This is a genomic window from Mesorhizobium sp. Cs1299R1N3 (genome assembly GCF_037179625.1).
Classification (GTDB): domain Bacteria; phylum Pseudomonadota; class Alphaproteobacteria; order Rhizobiales; family Rhizobiaceae; genus Mesorhizobium; species Mesorhizobium salmacidum.
Genome location: NZ_JAPYKQ010000036.1, coordinates 1 through 19471, shown reverse-complemented (window position 1 = coordinate 19471; position 19471 = coordinate 1). Strand labels below are relative to the sequence as shown.

Here is a 19471-nt window from a genome sequence, read left to right as displayed (position 1 = left end):
CCGGGATGAGTTTCCGAGTCTCGAGTTGCCCAGCAGCATCCTTGTCGATGATAGTCAGAAACTGTACTTCTTCAGACGCCAAAGGCAGAACAAGGCGTCCCCCTGGCTTGAGCTGATTCAGTAAAGCGGGCGGCGTCCGCTCAGCCGCCACGCTAACCAGAATCTTGTCGAATGGGGCGTGCTCCGGCCAGCCGCGAGACCCGTCTCCGACACGAATAGCGACATTCGAGAAGCCAAGGCCCTGCAGCAGAGCCTCGGCATGGCTTGCGAATTCCCTCGATGATTTCGACGCTCCAAACTTGTCCTGCGAGTTCCGCGAGGATGGCGGATTGATAGCCCAGGCCGGTCCCGATCTCGAGCACCGTTTCGTGCGCTTGGGGAGTAAGGAGATCGGTCATCAGAGCGACCATGAAGGGCTGCGACACGGTCTTATTGAAGCCAATCGGCAGCGGCATGTCCTGGTAGGCATAAGACGCGACCGCAGCGGGCACGAAGAGATGTCGCGGGACCCGCCGCATCGATGCCATCACCGGCTCATCGAGCGTTGCCTTGCCGAGTTCTTCGCTTGCAAGGTCGGCATGATCGCAATCATCTCGACCATGTGCCTGCGTAGAACCGCAAGATGCTCTTCGTTCATCGGTTTCATGACGGTGAGGCTTTCCTCGACCAGTTGCTCCCAATAACGTTATATCCTGTTCGTCTCGTCACCGTAACCGACAAGGCCGATGCGCTGGGCTTTGCCAGTTTGACACCTACGGGCTGATTTCGCGAGGCCCGCATTAACTCGGAAAGCTGCTACCGGACGCGGCTTCTGCTAACCAACCGGCGCAATCTGAAGGTCAAATTCCTCGACCTAGAGAACGCCATCCGCCACTCGCTGAAGTCGTTCGGCATCCGCCTGGGCAAGATCGGTCGCGCAGTATTCGAGCAGGCGGTGCGCCAGGCTGTGGCGGACGATCCGCTATCGGTCGAGCTGATGGACGCGATGCTGTCGGCGCGCGCGGCGCTATGGCGAGAGTATTGCCGGCTGCATGATATGGTCGTGAAGATCGTCGCCCGCAATGAGGCTTGCCGGCACTTCTTGGCCATCCCCGGCGTCGGCCCGGTGACCGCGCTCTCCTTCATGACCGCGATCGACGATCCGTCGCGCTTCGGCCGTTCGCGTGATGTCGCGGCCTACTTCGGGCTGATGTCGCGGCGCTAGCAATCCGGCTCCACGATCGACATCCAGGGACGGATCTCGAAGGCCGGCGACGCGGATGTGCGGCGCGCACTCCACGAAGCGACGTCCACTTTGATGACGCGCTTCAAGGGCAGGGACAAGGTCAAGAGCTGGGGCTGGGAGATCGCCAAACGCTCCTGCCACCGCAAGGCCTGCGTGGCGATGGCGCAATCTGGCGGTGATCATGCACGCTATGTCGAGCGATGGTACGTCGGCGATGCCGCAGCAAGCCAAGTCGACGTCGCGTAGCGCGCGCAGGGCAAGGCCCGCAAGCTGCTGGGAGCGCATCGATGAGCGGTGCGAGCGCAGTTCAAACGCATGGCGCCCGTGCGGTGACGGGCGCCATCGGACACCAGGGATCCGCCCCGGCGGATGAGGGCCGATGCAGACAGAAACGACGGAACGCACGTTATCCTGCCTGCGGCCGTGCCGATCGCGAGACGGCCGGACCACGCTCGATTGCCTGTGACGATGCTCCGTCAGTCCGATGGAAAAGTGCGCCACGACGGTTCAACGCTCCACGAACGCAGTCGGAACACCACGTCGCAGAGCGCGGAAGACTGCACGGCGCCTCGTGACTCGACGCCAGAATACGGAATCGTGGCATGGAGCATAGAATAGTGTATTATCGTAGCTTAGAAGAGGAACGACGAATGGCAAACAAGTCTCGCAAAATACGTCCGGTTAAGATGGCAAGATAAAAGGGCGCACATTGTGCTGCGGTCGGCTGGTTGTTTTTGTTAGGATTTTATGCACCCTCGGCACATTGTGAAGTTTTGCCGCAATGTGCGCTCCGATGCGAAACAATTGTTTTGGCTCAACAATTTACAATGTGCTTCTCAATCGGCGATTGCGACTGTCCACGGATATTTGGAAGTGGTTCCGCACTGCCGCGAGGTTAGGCCCTGGATGGCTGCCGCGTTGTCATGAGGGCGGCCTGCACCCTTGTCGACATGGCATCTTTGACCGGCAGTCTGCGACCTCGATCGCCCAAGGTGCAAACGTTGGACCGGCTACCATGAATGGATAAGCCGGCGCCACGATGTCTTAAAAGTTATCCAAACCGCTGATAGGCGGATGACGAGCGAAGGGCATCATCAGCCGCTGCTGGTAGTGCCATATCGGCCTCGATCGAATTGAGAACCATTCGCCGTGCAACTGACACGCCTTGAGCTTTACAATCGGGTCTGCGAGAGGCCTCTCAGCAAAGTCGCTCCAGAGCTAGGACTTTCCGGCTCGGCGCTGGCAGCCGCATGTAAGCGATATCAGGTTCCCTATCCTGGGTCGGGATATTGGACCCGTAAATTGCTCGGGCTGCCGGTAGACTTGCCGCCGCTGCCCGCGGCATCGGACGAACTGATCGAGCTAACGTCGTCGACCCCAAAGCCTCGACGAAAGAGAACCGTGAAGGAAGGCTCTGTTCGCAAGGCCAGACCTGCCGCGAAGCCCCATCGTCCGGTGCGCCATCGGCTGCTCTTCGGCGTTGAAGAGCACATGCGAAAAACACGCGACGTTAAACAGGGCGAGTTCCTCAGGCCCTACAAGAGAATCTGCCGGATCTGATTTCCTCAGAGACCCAGTTGCTTCGCGCACTCTCGATCGCCAACGATCTCTATCTCGCGCTGGACGAAAAGGGATACGGCGTTCAAATCGCGCCGGCCGCCGACGACCTTGATCGCATCCGCATCAAGGAACAGGAGGTGGAGAGCAAGGATCGCAAATACGGGCACTATCACTCCGGGAGCATCTGGGCTTCGGATCGACCTACCGTCCTCTATGTTGACACGGTGCCGATCGGGCTCGCCATCACCGAAATGACCGAAAGAGCGACGGTGCGATACTTAGATGGCGAATACCATCGGGAGGACAGCAGGCTCATCCTATCCGCCAAGCCTTGGCAGCTAACGCATTCCTGGACAAGGGAGCAGGACGTGCCCTGCGGACGCTTTCGCGTCATTGCCTACTCGCCGAAAAAGGGCGTCGACTGGTCTGTCAGTTGGCAAGAGACCGAGCAGGAAGCGCTTGGCGCTCTGATCCCAAAAATCGTGGAAACGTTGAAGGCGTCCAGGGGCACTGTTCAGCGCCTTATGGACGCCGAGGATGTGGCGGCGGCGGCGAGGAAGAAAGAAAGAGAGGAGGAATGGGAGCGCTATCTAAAGCAGGAGGACGCCCGCAAGGTGGCTCAGGCACTAGCCGATAGCCAGCAGCAGCTTGCGGATATAATTGCAAGGTGGGGCAGGGCGATGACAATAGAGCGTTTTTTCGTGGACGCCGAAAAGCGGTTGAACACTACGAACGACGAAGATCGCCGAAAGCGCCAGGAGGAGCGTCTGGCCCTCGCGAGAGCAATGATGGAAAGCGTCGATCCGCTGGATTTCATCGAAGGCTGGCTGGCGCCGCAGGAGCGGTACCAGGCAAAATTCGACTAGACGAGATATGTGCTGCCTAGACTTGTTCATGGCGGCAACGGGGCCGAAAGGAGACAGTTCCCTTTCGCGATAACGCTGAAGGGTTTCGGGTGCCGTCAGGCGTACGAAAGTCTCTCATGCAGGAACCCGCGGGCCGCAAGCGGTGAGCTATGGGGATTTGTGTTTCGAGGTGTGCGAGCGCTTGGCGCGAACTTCCGCATGGGGTCCAGCGGGCATGCCGCGTATGGGATTTCCGGGCCAGGTCGCAGGGACTGTCGCGGTCACTCTGACGGGGTCCGCGTGCCTGACGACTGGCGACACAGCGACGTGCACATAGCTTCCCATTGACCGCCGCCGGCGTGGCGCGGTCGTGTGGGCAAATGGGCAATGCCGGGTCATGATGCCTTCTCCCGGTTCGTCGCCGTTGTGTCCGGCGGTCCGCGTGGCTGCCTCCACCGTTCGAAAGTCTCGATGATGACCATGCGTCCGCCGCAGCAAGGGCATGGCGGGCGGACGTCAGTCGGCTCTTCCGGGGTGTCGTCATCGGGCGGCGGCGCGACGTTCAGCAGTTCGCGGGCGAGCGCGAGGCTGTCCTTGCGGGCCGAGCCGGCGAGCAGGCCGTAGTGACGGATGCGGTGGAAGCCGCGTGGCAGGACGTGGAGCAGGAAGCGGCGGATGAACTCGTCGGCGGCAAGGGTCATGACCTGCTGTCGCTCGGCGCCAGGGCGGCGATAGTCCTTGTATCGGAAGGTGACGCTAGTGTCGTTGAAGGCGATCAGGCGGCGGTTCGAGATGGCCACCCGGTGAGTATAGCGGGACAGATAGGCAAGCACTGCTTCCGGCCCGGCGAAGGGCGGCTTGGCATAGACTACCCAGCGCTTGCTGCCCACGAGCCTCAGATGACGCAGGAAGGCCCGACGGTCGGCCAGGTGGGCGGCCGATCCGAAGAAGGCGAGCCGTCCGGTGTCGTGCAGCGCGACCAGCCGGGTGAGGAACAGGCGGCGGAACAGCTTGCCGAGCACGCGCACCGGCAGGAGGAAGGCGGGACGCGACGATATCCAGCGTGATCTGTCCGGCGCGATGCCGCCGCCCGGCACGATCATGTGGACATGCGGATGGTGCGTCAGCGCCGAACCCCAGGTGTGGAGCACGGCGGTGATGCCGATGCGGGCGCCGAGGTGCTTGGGATCCGCCGCGATCGTCAGCATCGTCTCCGATGCCGCCTTGAACAGCAGGTCGTAGACCAGCGCCTTATTGTAGAAGGCGATGTCGGCGACCTCGGCGGGCAGCGTGAAGACGACATGGAAGTAGCCGACCGGTAGCAGGTCGGCTTCGCGCTCGGCGAGCCATGTACGCGCGGCCGCGCCCTGGCACCTGGGACAGTGCCGGTTGCGGCAGCTGTTATAGGCGATCCGCCATTGGCCGCAGTCGGCACAGGCTTCGACATGACCACCCAATGCGGCGGTGCGGCAGTGTTCGATCGCGGACATCACCTTGAGCTGCTGAAGGCCCAAGTGCCCCGCATGGGCGGCCCGGTATCCGGGGCCGGCAGCACGGAAGATATCGGCGACCTCCAGGTGCGCACGCACCGGTTCAGCCGGGAGGCGTCTTGCCTTCCATCAGCGCCATCAGCCGGTCGAGCGGCCCTGCGACCGCGTGGCTCGTCCGGGTCGAGACCTTGGTGTAGAGCGCGGTGGTATCGAGCTTGCTGTGCCCGAGCAGCACCTGGATGACGCGGATGTCGACATCCTGCTCAAGCAGGTGAGTGGCGAAGCTGTGCCGCAACGTGTGCGGGCTGACACGCTTGCGGATGCCGGCCACTTCGGCTGCTTCCTGGACCGCGCGGTGCAGTTGCCGCGACGAGATCGGCGATGTGCAGCCGCGCCCCGGGAACAGCCAGCCATGCGGAAGCATCACCCCGCGCCGCTTGCCTTCGCGCCACCACAGCCGCAGCAACTCCAAGAGTTGCGGCGAAAGCATCGCGTTGCGGTCCCTGCGTCCCTTGCCCTGCTCGACGCGGATCAGCATGCGTGTGCTATCGATATCGTCGACCTTGAGGTGCGCGACCTCGGACACGCGCAGTCCCGCGCCATAGGCGACACCGAGCGCGGCCTTGTACTTGATGCCTGGGGCAGCTTCGAGCAGCCGCGCCGCTTCCTCCACGCTCAGCACGTCGGGCAGCTTGCGCGGATATCGGGTGATCACCAGCGCGCGGGCCAGATCCCGCCGCTTCAGCGTCACCGTGAACAGGAAGCGCAGCGCCGAGACCGCGCCGTTGATCGTCGCCGGTCCGACGCCACTCTCATGCTGATGCAACTGGAAGCGCCGGATGTCCTCGGTCTTGGCGGTGTCGGGAGCGCGGCCAAGGAACGCGGCGAAGCGCCGGACCTGACGAACGTAATCCTGCTGCGTATGCGGTCCCAAGCCCCGCATCAGCATGTCCTGCTGCATGCGCTGGCGAAGCGGCGTGATCGGAGCGTCGGTCGACAAGGTAGCCATGGCAAGTTCCTCTCGTTGAAGGGAACTCCATGGTCGGATCGCACGCTCTACCTGCCCAGAGCCTCAAACAATCACGCTTACCTCACCGCTCGCACCCTCCCGCGAAGCGGGTTCGTGCATGGGCTAGAAAGCCGACCTTGCGCCGGGCCTACAGCGGGAACCGTAAACGCGCGTGGTTAGATCATTCACGAATGTCTGCTTCCGTGACGAAAGCGGCCATTGTCGGTTGCCGTTACCTTATGGCAAAAGGGCCAGAGGCCGATTCCAGCATGGTGGCTCCGTCCAAAAAAGTTGGTCATTCCGGAAAGCCAGCCTTACGAAGGCCTTCGATGTACCTGTCTCGCAAGGCCAGGTCCCGGTAGGGCTGGACTTCGACCCAATGGCTAATCTTGAAATGGGGGTTTGTTGCCAGATATAGCGTGGCCTCTTCACGCGCTTCCTCTAACCTGCCGAGCACCGCTAGGATCGACGCCAAATTAGCCCTGGATTCGGTTCGATATGTTGCGTCATTCCTCAGCGTCTTCACTGCTTCCTCATAGTTACCGGCGGCTGACTGGGCCTCTCCGAGTAACCAGAAATACCAGCTGGGCGGGCGAGGATTCAGGCGCAATGCCTTCTCGATGCAGGCGATGGCCTCAACTCCGAGACCTTCATAGGTCTTCAGATCCCCGAAGTTTGCCCAAGCATCGGCGTCGTTCGGATTGAGCCGGAGCGAAATCTCATACTCTTTGGCAGACTCATCCCATTGGCGCTCGAGGAGGAGTATGAACGCGAGCACCCAATGCGTGCCAGAATTTTCGGGATCGAGTTCAACCGCCTTTGTTGCCGACGCCATAGACTGTTGACGAAGCGGATTCATCGGATGGTTCCTAAAGACCCAGGCCTCGCACTGACTGATCGCCAACCAGCGATATGCATCCGCGAAGTTAGGATCGAGCGCGATGGCCCGCTCGAACAAGGGAATGGCCGCGACGCCCGCCTCCGTGGAGTGTGACCATTCAGCCCGCCCCCGTAGATAGAGATCATAGGCCCCCAGGCTCGTTGGCCGATAACGCTCCTTCAGGTTTGCGGCGGCCAACTTTCCGGCGAGCCCCTCAACAATCTTGCCGACGACTTCGTCTTGCGCCGCGAAGATATCAGCAAGGTCCCGGTCGAAGCGATCCGCCCAGATGTGTCCTCCGGCGGGTGAATCGATGAGCTGGGCATTGATCCGAACGCGGTCCGCCACCCGTCGGGCGCTACCCTCCAGTACATACTTCACGCCCAGTTCGCGAGCGATCTGGCGGGTGTCTACTGATCTGCCCTTATAGGCAAAGGATGAGTTCCGGGCGATGACGAAAAGCTCGGGCACTTTGGAGAGGTCGGTAATCAGATCCTCCGTCAATCCATCCACGAAATACGCCTGCTCGGCGTCGGCACTCATATTCACAAAGGGAAGGACGACTATTGACGGCTTGATAGGCAGCGCGAGCTGGGGCGAAGGCTTCTCCGGCACGAGGGCCTCCGCCGGTGGCGCGGGTCCGGCCTTCGCGGGAATGCCGACCTGTAGCGAATAAACTCTGACCGGGTCGGCGATGTTCTTCAATTGAACCGCGCCGCGATCGTAAATCGCGGTATCGAGCCTTGACTTTACCTGCCAATAGGCTTGCTCGGAAAGACAGACATTGCCGGGTTCGCAGATGCCTTCGAGGCGTGCGGCGATGTTGACGCCATCACCCATCAGGTCACCATCGCGTTCTTGCACGACGTCGCCCAGGTGAATGCCGATCCTGAACTCAATGCGGCGACCATCCGGCACCCCGGCATTGCGCTCAAGCATGGCGTTCTGCACTTCCAGCGCGCAGCGCACCGCTTCCACCACGCTGCTGAACTCGACTAGGCTCCCATCGCCAGTGCGCTTGACGACGCGACCACGATGAACGGCGATGGTGGGGTCGATGAGATCGCTGCGCAGCGCCCGCAGTCGTGCCAAGATGCGATCCTCATCCGCGCCGGCTAGCCGGCTGTAGCCGACCACATCCGAGACCAGGATCGCTGCTATTTTGCGGGTCTCCCTCATGTCGTGCTCCCTCCATCCAGTCTGGCACTACTGCCGAGCCAAAGGAAGATAGCTCCGAGCCATTGGTCAGGTCGAGGCGGCGGATCGTGCCATACCAGGCCATTGGGAGGGTGATTTGCTCGCCGGTGCGAACGACACCAACATCGCCACCCTCGTCGAGCGACACAGCCGGTTCACGATGCTTGTGAAGTTGACCAGAAGGGACTCGGCGACCGTCGTGGCGGCTCTCGCCCAAAAGATCGGCACATTGCCCGAAGAGTTACGACGCTCGTTGACTTGGGACCAGGGCAAGGAGATGGCTCGTCACAGGAGCTTTACCGTCGCAACCGACCTACAGGTCTACTTCTGCGATCCGCGCAGTCCCTGGCAACGCGGCAGCAACGAAAACACCAACGGCCTGCTCAGGCAGTACTTCCCCAGGGCAACCAACTTCTCCCAAGTCTCGCAGGACCAGCCCGACGCCATCGCTCTGCGTCTCAATCAGCGCCCCCGAAAAACCCTGGACTTCGAAACGCCGGCCGATAGGCTACAGAAGGTGTTGCGATGACCGGTTGAACCCACCGGCGCAAAGCTGTCATTGCAACGGGAAAGTCCGCTTCGGGGCCGGCAGCGGACAGGCAGCTTCTGGCGTCCAAAAAGCACTGGCAGACATTTAAGTGGGTTGAAGTCGCTAATAAGTGGGTTGAAGTCGCTAACTGGCCCAACACGCCTGCCAAGATCACGGCCGATAAGTCTGCTGGCACGAAACAAATCTCAATCAGCGCAGGGAGGGTATTGGAACCACCCATGAACTCATGGCCGCGCTGGCTTTCCGAGTTCTCTGACTTGGCAACAATGCGTCGCGACTGAACGGATTCATGCGGCGAGCCTTGGATTATCGCGTCTATCTATCCCCTAATAAAACGTCTGGGCCACCTTTGGGCAACGTGTACTAATGCCCGATTCCCGCAGCCTTTTGCCGCCGAGACCTGACCGCCTCGAGCAGTGCGCACTCGCTGGTGTGAGCATTTCGAAAAACGGCCACAACCATTACCGCCAAGATTTCGGCGTCCGGGTCCAAAGGGTCGAGATGTTCATCCGCGCAGATCCGTTCGAACACCCGTTCGCAAACAGCCAGATCATGAGGGCTGAGGCAGGTGCGATACAAATCCCGACGCAGCATCTGGGCGAACCTTTCAGAGCCCGCTACCCGTTCTTTCGGCGGGCTTTTTGCTGATGAACCGCTAAAGCGATGGCTGTATAAGTGCAATATCGCCCGCAGTGCACCGAAATCATTTTACTTGCTGCCTGACGATTGCTCTGTTACCAAACCTAGAATGATCGCACACTCGCGGGCTTTATATTGTCCGGCGATCATAAGGCGGTAGTAATCTTGTCGCTTGTGTTCCGGAATTTGGAAACCGCGCCGAAATTCCGCTGCTTCCTTTGGAGTTCGAGTGCAACCGAGCTTACTGGCGGTGACTTTCAAGCTCGCCAGTGAGCATCCGATCTTTGCCGCAATATTTTTCAACGGCTCGTTGTTATCGTATCCGTCAAGAATTATCCTGCGACGAGTTTCGCTATCGAGTTTTATGGTCATTTCGGTGGTCTCCTCAACCAGTATCCGACGATGCTCGTTTCTATACGCATCAGGTTGAAGAGTGTCGTTGGCTTCGCATCCAGAAACTTATCTCGGAATGCATTTCTTGCCGTAATCCAGCGTGATCGTCCTTTCGGTCGACTCGAGTTCACCAGCCTTGCCAGATGCCTGAAGTACACCACATGATTGAGAGGGGCATGGAGCATACCCGATTCGGATATGGCGCCACGCGATGGACACTAACAGGCAGGACGAGCCCTCTGCGGGGCAGCCGCGGGACCGTGATCGGCGTCGTTGGCCACGCCAAGGTCAAGCCCACAAAGAGAATGCGCCATCGCTCGCGCCGGCGTTCGAACCTCTGCTCTTTTCAACGCTCGAACTGGCGCTAGCGGATCAATTCGCCGCTTGGCAAGCGCATATGGCGCCGCTTGTCGAGGTCAGATTGCCGGATGACAAATCGTTGAACGATGGCTTTCCCGCCGACCACACGGCTTGGAATTTCGGTGGAATGCTGATTGTTCAACAGCGCGCGCCAGCACACAGCTACGTGCGCTCCACCGCGAAGCTTCGATCCAGTTCCATTGATCACTGGTATATTGTCTTGCCTCGTACTGGCCGGTCGTGGACGGAGGTCGATCGCCGCGTCGCGGAAAACCAGCCGGGCAGATTGGAGATCAGATCGCTTGGCTATCCGTTTCGAGGGAGAATAACGGACTCGGAAAGTCTCTTCCTCTACCTGCCACGTGATTTGTTCTCGGACGCGGCGTCAACCCTCGACGCAAAGAACAATTCAATTCTGTCCGGCAACTTTGCCAACCTCTTGGTGGACTACCTCAGCAGCATCGAAGGAAGAATGCGCAATCTCACGGCTGAAGATCTGCCCCGCATCGTTCACGCGACGCGCAGCATGATTATTGCCTGCCTCGCGCCTCCGGCGGAACATGCCGCGGCCGCCGAACAATTGGCGAGTGTTGCGCTGATGGAGCGAGCGCGTCGATACGTCCAACACAATTTGGACGCTGCTCATCTGACACCGGATTCAATGTGCCGGGCGCTCGGCGTCTCGCGCTCTCGTCTCTATCAATTGTTCGGACCGAGCGGTGGGGTTCTCCATTACATACAAAGCCGTCGCCTTCTGGCATCCCATGTCGCGCTCAGCGATCCGGCGGACGGCCGGCGCATTGTTGAAATTGCGGAAGCCTTCGGGTTCAGTTCAGCGGCTAATTTCAGCCGAGCATTCAGCAAGGAATTCGGTTACAGCCCCCGCGAAGGCCGCAGCGCTGTGGTGTTGCCGCGCCCCACCCACTCCGTTTCGACTGCCGGACACGACGAGGCCCCTTCCTTTGAAGGTTGGCTGAAGGCGCTCGGCAGCTGATTGCCGGATCGGAATGTTGATGCGGGCGGGTCACATAGGGGCGGGAAAGATCACGCCGCCGCATGAATCAGAATATTTCGTGTCCCGTCCACCGCGCTATCAGTCATATAGCCAATCCCGGTTTATTAACCAACTGTTCATCCTTATCGCCGCCAGTCACAGGAAGCTTGCCTTGCCCGCGATTGTTGTTGAGATTGCGAGTTGAAGGTATGCGAAGCTTGACAGTCATGCTATTTCTGGACTGGGGACGCAGATTCTTACCGCCTATGGAGGTGGCTATTGCACCCGGAGGCAACAGGGGTCGGCACGGAGAGGGAGGGGCCTTCCTCAGCCGATGCACCACGTCCCGGCGAAGCGCTGTTCGCTGACCTTTTGGCGTACACGACCGAATTTTTGTCATTTTATGATCGCGACTTCTGTCTGACGCACTACGCAGCCAAACTCAAAGGCGTGTACGGAAGCGCGGTGGTGCCGGGTGCCGCCGTTTGGGAGATCTACCCGAGTTTCCTCGATGCGAAGTATCGTGACGAATTTCTTCGTGTGTTCCATGGCGGCTCACCGGCAAGCATTGATTTGCCACCATCATCGGATGAATCGCCGCGGTCCGCTTTCGTCTTCGCCACTGCAAATGGCGTGGGAATCATCGAATCAAGGGAGCGCGATGGGCGGAGCGTGGTAGAGGAGCAAGAGCATGTAATTCTGCTCCATCAAGCGACGCACGACGTGCTGACCGGACTACAGAATCGCCGGCGATTCGGCGATCGGCTGCAGCGGGCAATGGCCGCCCTCGGCGGATCAAAGCCGAAAGCCGCCCTTCTGCAAATCGACCTTGACGATTTCAAAGCGGTCAACGACACGCTCGGCCATGGCGCAGGCGACACTCTTCTTCAACTCGCCGCGGGTCGTATCCGCGACGCGTTACAGGACGGCGAATCCGCATACCGGTATGCCGGCGATGAGTTCGCTGTCATCCAATTGGGAAAGGAGCAGCCCGCAGAGGCTCAGCGCCTCGCCGGATCGCTGGTCGACGCTTTCAAGAGCCCGTTCGTCATCAACGGCATTCCCGTCTTCGTCGGCTCGAGCATCGGAATTGCTTTCGGGCCGGAGCACGGGACCGATGGCGAACAGTTGATGAAAGCCGCCGACATTGCTCTTTACGCGGCCAAGACAGACGGACGCGGCTGCGCTCGAACATTCAACCGCTCGATGCTGCTCTTGCTCGAGCAACGCGAGAATCTGAGACGCAGCCTTCGAACCGCGCTGGCGCGGGGCGAGCTTTATTTGGAGTATCAGCCGCTCATTCGGCCTCCCTCCTCAGTGGTCGGTTTCGAAGCGCTGCTGCGGTGGCGACACCCCGAGGTTGGAATCATTCCGCCCAACGTGTTCATACCGATCGCCGAAGCCGACGGTCTGATGGACGACATTGGACGATGGGTGCTCGAGGAGGCCTGTCGCCAGGCAATGACGTGGCCTTCCTCGCTGACAGTCGCAGTGAACCTGTCACCAGTTCAGTTCCTTAGCGGTTCGCTGACGGACACCGTCGCTCAGATCATCGACGCAGTCGGAATCGAAGCCGACAGACTTGAACTTGAGATAACCGAGACGGTCCTGCTTGAGAGGACGATCGACAATATCGACACACTGAATACGCTGAACGTCTTGGGAATACGAATTTCCCTCGACGATTTTGGAACATACTACTCATCGCTAAGCTACCTCAAGAACTTTCCCTTCGATACCTTGAAGATCGATCAATACTTTATCACGGACCTGGACACCGATCTCAAAAGCCAAACGATCGTGCGATCAATCATGAATCTGGCACACGGCCTGGGAATAAATGTCACTGCCGAAGGGGTCGAGACGTCGGCACAGGCAAGGTGGCTGATCAAGGAAAATTGCGATTGTCTGCAAGGTAATTTCCTGGGGCGGCCACTTGGCGTCGAGGCGGTCAGCGATTTCATCAGGCAGTCCCCGCTGAGAGTGGTACGGCCGATGGAGCGATCAAATCGGGCGCTCTAGCGCCTTGCACCCTTTGTTAACGGTGAAGTGGAGATTTGCAGAACGATCAAGGCAGATACCGCGCAATTCTTCGAGTCGGTGCGAGACTGACTGATCAGGTGCGCGGTGACCCTTGTCCTCGCGGAGGCCATCACCCCGAGGATTCAACAATAATGGAGCAAGTGAGGAAGCCAATGGGAACCGTTCATCATCACCTGGCTGGCGAGCCGACCTTTGCACCGATGATCCAGATCGACATGGAAATCAAAGCTTTTGTCTCCGCTTGGAAACTTTGCGACTATGTCTCGACATACATGGCCCGGATGATCAGCCAAAACAGGTCAGACTCGGTCCATCATTCAAATCTCTTTTCTGCTGCCTTAAATGAATTGCTGGAAGTCGCCTTTCGCACGCGCCATGCCGACGGCGAACTGGCATGCAAGGTGTCTCGGCATGGCGGAACGGATAGAATCGAGTTGACATTTCCTTGCGTGCCTGAGGAGCGGCAATTCTACGAAGAAGCCGTGTCGCAACTCGCAGGAAAAGAGGCCACAGAGCGATACCTCAATTCGGTGTCTGGGGATCTCGCGCCCAGCCGTGATGTCGTACTCCTGGAACTGGCTGTGGACTACAACGCGACACTCTGGATCGAGGAAGCCGAGGGCGATGCAATCAAGCTTGTCGTGGATCTTCCGCTGGAGAGCTTGCAAAATTGAGCCCTTACGACCTTCTCCCGCGCTTCAAGGTGCAATACGACGCCAATAACCAGGAGTTTTGCATATCGGGAGTGGTCCGGCCTCAGGCGATTGATGAGCTTGGGCCCAGCATAGCGTTGCTTCGCGATGCGATCGGCCGCGTGCGCGGCGTTCTCTACGTCAATGTCAGGCGCCTGACGCAGATGAACAATGCTGCGTTTCACACCTTTTCGAGAATCATCATCGACGCTTGTCGCGCTCGACCCGATCTCAAATTCGTCGTCATCACGTCAAGCGTCGTCGGATGGACCTCGCGAAAATTCGGTCGCCTGAGCGGCATAGAACCGAACATCACGGTCGAGGAGTATGACACCGAATTCTATCCGGGGCAGGGTTTCCTTGAGGAAGGCGGGTTCGTACCGATCCTGCGCACTCAGACAAAGATGACATGGCGCCACGAGCGCGCAATCTTGCCGCGACACGGCATGAGGCCCGGGATCATTATGGCTGACATCTGTTGCGGAATCGGTGATTTCGCCGTGCTCGCGCAGAAGGAGTTTCAGCCATCGCGGATCGTCGCCCTCGATCACTCCATGTCAAGCCTGAACTATGCTCGACGTGTGATGCGGGAGTTCGACATCCGGGGCATCGAGTATACCTATGGCGATGCGTCGGAGATGCTGCTCGATGAAGGGCAGTTCGACTTGGTCACCTGCCGACATTCCCTGCAAATCTTCAATCGACCTGAACTTATCCTCAAGGAGCTCTACCGTATATGTAAGCCAGGCGGGCGGGTCTATATCACCAACGAGAAGAATTCGCATTGCCTCGGCGAGCCGCGCGCCGAAAGCATTCGCTGGACCTACAACGAGGTGGCGAAGCTCTTCGGGCATTTCGAGATGGACGTCGAGCTTGGGCCCAAGAGCCGGCGATACCTGGTGGAAGCCGGATTCGACGACATCCGCGTGGAGACCTTCATGGTCACTAACCTGGACGGCGATCCGCAGGACTTCGCCGACGTCATTGCGGCCTGGTCGGATGTCTATGCGGGCGAGATGGCGACCAAGCGCGGCGATGGACCGGAGTTCGTCGCACGGTTCCGGCAGGGCTTCGAGGACCACATTTTCGCTGCGCTCCACCCCAAGGGTTATGCGGGCTGGCCCATCTGGGTCGCATCGGGGCGACGGCCGCAATGAAAGCAGACGATGAGCGTACACCGCGCTTCGGCCTGCGCTCATTTCGAGCAAAATTCGTATTGGTCGTTGGCGGCGCCGTACTGTTCGACCTCCTTTTGAGCGGTGGCCTGGCGCTTTGGAACGTTCAAAAGCTTTCGCGCGATGCCACATCGGAAGTCGGCGAGGGCCTTACGACCGCAAATCAGGAATACATTCGTTCCTACGCCGAATCGACAGCGCTGAGCGTCGACCTGCTGCTCGATCGAGTCCATGGCGACGTCAAGGCCCTGGCCGGCGTGCTACAGGCTCAAATCGACGATCCAGGCCGGCAGCAACAGGTCGGAGCCACGCTTTCGGAGGAGACGCCCGGCTCCATGAAGGTGGTCTACGACGCGCGTGGCGATTGGGCGCAGAACCTGCCGGGCGCGCCTTCCGTGGTCAGCGTCTGGGGCTACCTGCTGGGCGCCGACCACACTCCGCTGCCAAGCGTTCAACGGGAAATAGAAGACAGCACCGTGTTGGACCTCGTTGCGCCAGCGCTCATGGCCAGCGGGGCGTCCAAACTGCAGATGTACTATATTGGTCCAAAAGAACGGCCGATCTTCAGGACGGTACCGTATACGGACCAGGCACAGACCTTCGACCGGCTTTACCCAGGGCACAACAAGGCGGAGTTCTGGGAGTTTTTCTTTCCCGGAATCTATGGATCATGGCAGCAATGGGCCAGGGATTCGGCCTCGCGTCCGGTTCCTGACGATATCACCCAGACAGCGCCTTACACGGACGCGATCACGGGAAAGCTGATCGTCAGCTTTTTCCACCCGTTGTGGACGCGCGATCGCACCGGCATCGCCGGTACGGCGGGAGCGGATATCACTCTCGATCAACTCGCGGAAGTCGTCGAACGTGTGAAGATCGCTGAAACCGGGTTCGGCTTCCTCACGATGTCGACCGGCAACGTGGTGGCGATCAATCCGTCGGGGCAAGCGATCATCGGCCTGACGTCATCGAGCGATGCGGGCGCCCAGGGCGTCACCGGCCTGGAAAGATCCCTGCGGGGAAGCACGCAGCCAGCTATCGCGTCGCTGCCTCTCGACCAGAACAATGACGGTGTCATTCAGCATATCATGCTCGATGACAAGGGCGAACGCGTACCCTACATCGTTGTTCTCAAAAGATTGAAGCCGACCAATCTGTGGAGTTCTGGACCAATCAAGTCCGAAATGATGTCGGTCGGGATCGTCGTTCCCGAACGGGAGATCTATGCATCCCTGTTCGCCGCGCAGAAGAGTATTTCCCGCGCGACCAACCGTATACTGCTCTTCCAGATCGCCGCGATCGCCGTTTCGCTTCTGATTGTTTTTGCCGCTGTGCTCGGAATTTCGAAGCGAATCACTGCGGGCCTCAGAGCGCTTGCCAGCGCTGCCCAGCGGCTCCAGTCCAAAGACTATTCAGTCCGCGTGAGCATTCCAACGCGCGACGAGGTTGGAGCGGCAGGGATCGCCTTCAACCGGATGGCCGAGCAGATCAGCTTTCACACGGAAAACCTCGAGCAACTCGTCGACGAACGAACCAAGGAACTCGGGGACGCAAATCAGGAGATTTCCGCGCTCAACGAAAAGCTCCAGGACGAGAACGTCCGCCTTGGTGCCGAACTGGCGGTCGCCAGGCAGATCCAGATGATGGTCCTGCCGAAGCAAATCGAACTCGAGGCGATTCCGGGGCTGGAGATCGCAGCGTACATGCGGCCAGCCGACGAGGTCGGCGGCGACTATTACGACGTCCTGCAGAATGGGCCACGGGTCAAGATCGGCATCGGCGACGTCACCGGTCATGGTCTCGAGAGCGGCGTGCTGATGCTGATGGTCCAATCCGTTGCACGCGCGTTGCAGGAGACCAACGAGGGGGATCCGCACCAGTTTCTCGATCGATTGAACAGGGCTATCTACAAGAACATCGAGCGGACGAACAGCGGCAAGCATCTCTCGCTGGCCTTCCTTGACTTCGAGGACGAGCGGGTAACGCTATCCGGCCAGCATGAGGACGTTCTCGTCGTGCGTGCGGATGGGGCAGTCGAACGTATCGATACGATTGATCTGGGTCTGCCGGTTGGCCTGGAGAGCGACATCTCGAAGTTCATTGCCACTCGTGACATCCTGTTCGGGAGCGGCGACGTGATCGTGCTCCACACCGACGGTGTGACCGAGGCCGAGGATCAGGACAAAACTCTGTTCGGGTTCGAGCGCCTCTGCCGGAGTGCGCAAAAGCGTCACGGCAGCAGCGCCGAGGACATCAAGACCGGCATCATCGACGATCTGATGGCCCATATCGGGATCCAGAAGATCCACGACGACATTACCCTCGTAATCATAAGGCACACATAGCATGACAACGCTGTTCGGGACCCCCGATATTGCGATCGGGATGAAGGAGAGCATCAGTCGAGTGCGGCTGTTCGACGGCCCTCTCGACTTAAGTTGGCGTCATTGTGCCACGACCTCAGACTTCATCGCCGATCTTTTCGCGTTGCGCTTCCGATCCTCCCGCAATGACTACATGGAAGTGCGGCACAGCATTGGATATCTGGTCAACGAACTCATCGAAAATGCCGTCAAGTTTCGTGCACCGGGTGAGATCGTGATCGAGGCGTCGATGGATTTGGAGTGCTTCAAGCTCAAGGTGTCGAATGACGTCGATGGCGAAGATGCGTCTGAGTTCCAAAGCCTTCTGGCGGACATCACGGTTGGCGACCCTATGGACCTGCTAATACAGCGAATTGAAGCCAATGCCGCCAACCCCGGCATAGGAGGCTCCGGACTAGGATTGCTGACGTTGATGAGCGACTACGGCGCGCGCCTAGCTTGGATATTCAGCGCCGCCGACGAAAGCGATCGGATTTGCGTGGAGACATACGCCTCCATTCCGATCTCGCAAATTCACAACTAGATGAGACGATGCCAAGCTATGGAAATCAAGACAGACGACTACCGCGTGTGGACTGAAGAAAGCGAAATTTTCTTTTATGGCACAATGCGGCTTGCAAGTTCTGACGCCGGTGCGCCTATCGCGGCGTTGGCGGCCAGTGTTCTTGCCTCGAAACCCGCCTGTATTACGCTCAATCTGAAGGACCTTCACTTCCTTAACTCTTCCGGCATCAACCTGCTGGCGAAATTTGCCATCGAGGTGCGCAAGCATCCCGATGTTCGGCTTGTCGTGCGTGGAACGCCCGATATACCCTGGCAATCGAAATCATTGCCTAATCTGAAGAAGCTGCATCCTGCGGTGGTGCTTTTGATGGACTGACCAAGGTTGTCCGAAAATCGCAATCCAGGAAAGCATCAACGGTTCCCCGATTGACCTAAAAACAAAGAGAGCGGTGTGCGTTTCCGTGAACTGACGAACGGCAAGAGCTACGTAGGCTGGCGGCAATCCGGACAGCATTAAGCCGGTCGGGAACGGTGTAAGAGCCCCGCACCGAGCGAGATATGTACGCCAGGACAAGTATTAGGATGCGAAGCTAACGACAAATCGGCCTTGTGCGCAGATGTTCGTAGCGGCTTGGCGGGGGCTCGGCACAGGTGGCGGGCATCATGTTGGGGTGCTGTCGTGCTGCCTGTGCCGGTCAGCCGCCGTTGCGCGATCAAAGGTGGCGTCATTGAGTAACCGTGCCAAGGTCAATGGCGGCCGGCTGGAGTTTATTCCGCCGCAGATCCCGATTCGTGTGGATCTGCCGCCTGCAGATGAGGGATGGGTCCACGAGCCCAATCTCGACGGCTACCGAACGCAGGTCATCATTGATAATGGCGGCGTCCGACTTTACAGCAAAAACGGCCGTGACTGGACCACGAAATACTGGCTCATCGCACTGGCCGTCGATCTACCATGCCGGACTGCCATTCTCGACGGTGAGGTCATTGTGCCACGCGAGCAGGAAGACCCCGATTGCCCTGCGCTGGAAAGCGCGATCTGGAACGAGCCGAGCCGGCTGGTGTTCGTTGCGTTTGATATCCTCCATCTCGACGGCCGCGATCTAGCCTCCCTGCCGCTGCTGCGGCGCAAGGAGGCGCTGCGGCAGCTGGTTGAGCCTGGCCTCGGCAAGATCCAATACAGCGAGCATTTCGAGGGCAGTGCGCTTGCGGTCTTCCGCTTCGCCGGCAGGATGGGACTCGGAGGCATCATCTCGAAGCGCGCTGACAGCCGCTACAGGAGCGGACCGTCGAGCACATGGTTGCTGAGCGTCGACCACCGCATCTGGCGCAACCGCGGCCTCAGCATAGGCACCAGCAATGTCCGCTTTGGTCGGCGGCCATCTCGGCCGAAATGACCGACATTGGGCGCATTGCAGAACGGCGGCAATTGGGCGGCGGGTTCAACCGATCGTCGCAACACCTTAATCTGAGAGGATGAGGTGTCGGATGGTGACGTCACGGATCTGGTTTACATCAGCGCAGACGCCGT

At 59.3% G+C, this 19471-nt stretch carries 14 protein-coding genes and 3 pseudogenes; 12 read left to right on the top strand and 5 right to left on the bottom strand.

Annotated elements, in window-relative coordinates; translation table 11 throughout:
- Nucleotides 1–646: pseudogene (locus O7B34_RS31630) on the bottom strand (protein-L-isoaspartate(D-aspartate) O-methyltransferase); the annotation flags it as partial.
- A 66-nt stretch (nt 647–712) separates the two neighbouring features.
- Between O7B34_RS31630 and O7B34_RS31625 the strand changes: the two are divergent.
- The 3 genes and pseudogenes from O7B34_RS31625 to O7B34_RS31615 all read left to right on the top strand — a co-directional run.
- Nucleotides 713–1433 (top strand): annotated as a pseudogene (locus O7B34_RS31625) (IS110 family transposase); the annotation flags it as partial.
- Between the two features lie 1094 nt (nt 1434–2527).
- Nucleotides 2528–2785 carry a hypothetical protein gene (locus O7B34_RS31620; protein WP_337138473.1) on the top strand — a complete coding sequence of 86 codons (258 nt, stop codon included), beginning with the start codon at nt 2528–2530 and terminating at the stop codon, nt 2783–2785.
- A gap of 17 nt (nt 2786–2802) precedes the next feature.
- Nucleotides 2803–3651 (top strand): hypothetical protein, encoded by an 849-nt coding sequence (locus O7B34_RS31615; protein ID WP_337149639.1) that lies wholly within the window; start codon nt 2803–2805, stop codon nt 3649–3651.
- Nucleotides 3652–4025: 374 nt separating this feature from the next.
- Here the strand turns inward: O7B34_RS31615 and O7B34_RS31610 are convergent, their stop codons facing one another.
- The 3 genes from O7B34_RS31610 to O7B34_RS31600 form a co-directional block, all read right to left on the bottom strand.
- A complete protein-coding gene (locus tag O7B34_RS31610; RefSeq protein WP_442921027.1) occupies nt 4026–5219 on the bottom strand; it encodes an IS91 family transposase in 1194 nt (397 codons plus the stop codon).
- A 4-nt stretch (nt 5220–5223) separates the two neighbouring features.
- Nucleotides 5224–6129, bottom strand: coding sequence for a tyrosine-type recombinase/integrase (locus tag O7B34_RS31605; protein ID WP_337149637.1), 906 nt, complete (start codon nt 6127–6129; stop codon nt 5224–5226).
- A gap of 295 nt (nt 6130–6424) precedes the next feature.
- Entirely contained in the window at nt 6425–8188 is a 1764-nt protein-coding gene (locus O7B34_RS31600) for an adenylate/guanylate cyclase domain-containing protein (RefSeq protein ID WP_337149635.1), read from the bottom strand.
- A gap of 82 nt (nt 8189–8270) precedes the next feature.
- On the opposite strand from O7B34_RS31600, the pseudogene O7B34_RS31595 reads away from it, so the two are divergent.
- Nucleotides 8271–8743, top strand: a pseudogene (locus tag O7B34_RS31595) (IS30 family transposase); the annotation flags it as partial.
- A 721-nt stretch (nt 8744–9464) separates the two neighbouring features.
- On the opposite strand, the gene O7B34_RS31590 reads toward O7B34_RS31595, so the two are convergent.
- The gene (locus O7B34_RS31590; RefSeq protein ID WP_337138467.1) at nt 9465–9767 is read right to left on the bottom strand and encodes a hypothetical protein; all 303 of its coding nucleotides are present in this window, start codon (nt 9765–9767) and stop codon (nt 9465–9467) included.
- Nucleotides 9768–9999: 232 nt separating this feature from the next.
- Here O7B34_RS31590 and O7B34_RS31585 point away from each other — a divergent pair, with 232 nt between their 5' ends.
- The 8 genes from O7B34_RS31585 (at nt 10000) to O7B34_RS31550 (ending at nt 19337) form a co-directional block, all read left to right on the top strand.
- Entirely contained in the window at nt 10000–11142 is a 1143-nt protein-coding gene (locus tag O7B34_RS31585) for a helix-turn-helix domain-containing protein (protein ID WP_337138465.1), read from the top strand.
- A gap of 372 nt (nt 11143–11514) precedes the next feature.
- On the top strand, nt 11515–13164 hold the full coding sequence (locus O7B34_RS31580) for a putative bifunctional diguanylate cyclase/phosphodiesterase (protein ID WP_337139016.1): 1650 nt from the start codon (nt 11515–11517) through the stop codon (nt 13162–13164).
- 173 nt (nt 13165–13337) lie between these two features.
- Nucleotides 13338–13859 (top strand): ubiquinone biosynthesis methyltransferase UbiE, encoded by a 522-nt coding sequence (locus tag O7B34_RS31575; RefSeq protein WP_337149633.1) that lies wholly within the window; start codon nt 13338–13340, stop codon nt 13857–13859.
- On the top strand, nt 13856–15034 hold the full coding sequence (locus O7B34_RS31570; RefSeq protein ID WP_337138463.1) for a methyltransferase domain-containing protein: 1179 nt from the start codon (nt 13856–13858) through the stop codon (nt 15032–15034). Before O7B34_RS31575 ends, O7B34_RS31570 begins: the two co-directional genes overlap by 4 nt.
- Nucleotides 15031–17397 (top strand): SpoIIE family protein phosphatase, encoded by a 2367-nt coding sequence (locus tag O7B34_RS31565; protein WP_337138461.1) that lies wholly within the window; start codon nt 15031–15033, stop codon nt 17395–17397. The genes O7B34_RS31570 and O7B34_RS31565 overlap by 4 nt, the downstream gene beginning before the upstream one ends.
- Before the next feature lies 1 nt (nt 17398).
- A complete protein-coding gene (locus tag O7B34_RS31560; RefSeq protein WP_337138459.1) occupies nt 17399–17959 on the top strand; it encodes a slr1658 superfamily regulator in 561 nt (186 codons plus the stop codon).
- A gap of 18 nt (nt 17960–17977) precedes the next feature.
- Entirely contained in the window at nt 17978–18316 is a 339-nt protein-coding gene (locus O7B34_RS31555) for a slr1659 superfamily regulator (protein WP_337138458.1), read from the top strand.
- 352 nt (nt 18317–18668) lie between these two features.
- Nucleotides 18669–19337 carry an ATP-dependent DNA ligase gene (locus O7B34_RS31550; protein ID WP_337138457.1) on the top strand — a complete coding sequence of 223 codons (669 nt, stop codon included), beginning with the start codon at nt 18669–18671 and terminating at the stop codon, nt 19335–19337.
- Nucleotides 19338–19471 lie beyond the last annotated feature (134 nt).